Raw genomic sequence first — 1,422 nt, 5'->3', positions numbered from 1 at the left:
TCGCCCCCCTCAACGCCCCGCCCCTCCCCCCACCTCACGGCCGCATATCAACGATGCGTTTCAGCTTGCCGACGGAGCGTTCCAGGGTTTCGGGGGCGACGATTTCGACGGCTACGGAGACGCCGATGCTGTCCTTGACGCCGCGGGCGATCTGGGCGACGGCGGCCGTGCGTGCCTCGGGGGTGGCGTCGGGGCGCGCTTCGGCCCGTACGGTCAGGTGGTCCATCCGGCCTTCGCGGGTCAGCCGCAGCTGGAAGTGCGGCGCGACGCCCGGGGTGCGCAGCACGATTTCCTCGACCTGGGCGGGGAAGAGGTTCACCCCGCGCAGGATGATCATGTCGTCGCAGCGGCCGGTGACCTTCTCCATCCGGCGGAAGGCGGGGCGGGCGGTGCCGGGCAGCAGCCGGGTCAGGTCCCGGGTGCGGTAGCGGACCACCGGCATGGCCTCCTTGGTCAGCGAGGTGAAGACCAGTTCCCCGTGCTCGCCGTCCGGCAGCGGTTCGCCGGTGATCGGGTCGACCACCTCCGGATAGAAGAGGTCCTCCCAGATGTGCAGCCCGTCCTTGGTCTCCACGCACTCCTGGGCGACGCCGGGGCCCATGACCTCCGACAGGCCGTAGATGTCCACCGCGTCGATGGCGAAGCGCTCCTCGATCTCCCGGCGCATCTCCTCCGACCACGGCTCCGCGCCGAATATCCCGACCTTGAGGGAGGTGGTACGGGGATCGACGCCCTGGCGCTCGAACTCGTCGAGGAGGGTGAGCATGTAGGACGGCGTCACCATGATGATCTCGGGCCGGAAGTCCCGGATGATCTGCACCTGCCGGGCGGTCATGCCGCCGGAGGCCGGGACGACCGTACAGCCGAGGCGTTCGGCGCCGTAGTGCGCGCCGAGGCCGCCGGTGAACAGGCCGTAGCCGTACGCGATGTGCACCTTGTGGCCGGGCCGGCCGCCGGCCGCGTGGATCGAGCGGGCCACGACGTCGGCCCATACGGACAGGTCGCGTTCGGTGTAGCCGACGACCGTCGGACGGCCGGTCGTACCGCTGGAGGCGTGGATGCGGCGCACGGCGTCCTGGGGGACGGCGAACATGCCGAAGGGGTAGTTGGCCCGCAGGTCGTCCTTCACGGTGAACGGAAAACGCGCGAGGTCGGCGAGTGACCGGCAGTCGTCGGGGCGGATCCCGGCCCGGTCGAAGGACTGCCGGTAGAACGGGACGTTCTCGTACGCATGCCGCAATGAGGCGCGCAGCCGCTCCAGTTGCCGGGCCCGCAACTCCTCGGGGGCCAGCCGCCGCACCGCGTCGAACGGTTCCATATCGCCGCCGACCGACCCCGTACTGCCGCCACCCGACCCCGTACCGCCGCCGACCGATCCCGCACCGGCAGCGATCACTTCAGCTGACGCCCCCGCCCCCGCCG

1 protein-coding gene is annotated in these 1,422 nt (G+C 71.0%); it reads right to left on the bottom strand.

Annotated features, from left to right (window positions below):
* Positions 1 to 34: 34 nt before the first annotated feature.
* Positions 35 to 1,318 carry a phenylacetate--CoA ligase PaaK gene (gene paaK, locus ADK86_RS15910; RefSeq protein ID WP_053697171.1) on the bottom strand — a complete coding sequence of 428 codons (1,284 nt, stop codon included), beginning with the start codon at positions 1,316 to 1,318 and terminating at the stop codon, positions 35 to 37.
* Between the last annotated feature and the right edge of the window lie 104 nt (positions 1,319 to 1,422).

Origin of the sequence: Streptomyces sp. NRRL F-5755, from assembly GCF_001279365.1 — a bacterium.
Classification (GTDB): Bacteria; Actinomycetota; Actinomycetes; order Streptomycetales; family Streptomycetaceae; genus Streptomyces; species Streptomyces rimosus.
This window is presented reverse-complemented; position numbering and strand designations above follow the sequence as displayed.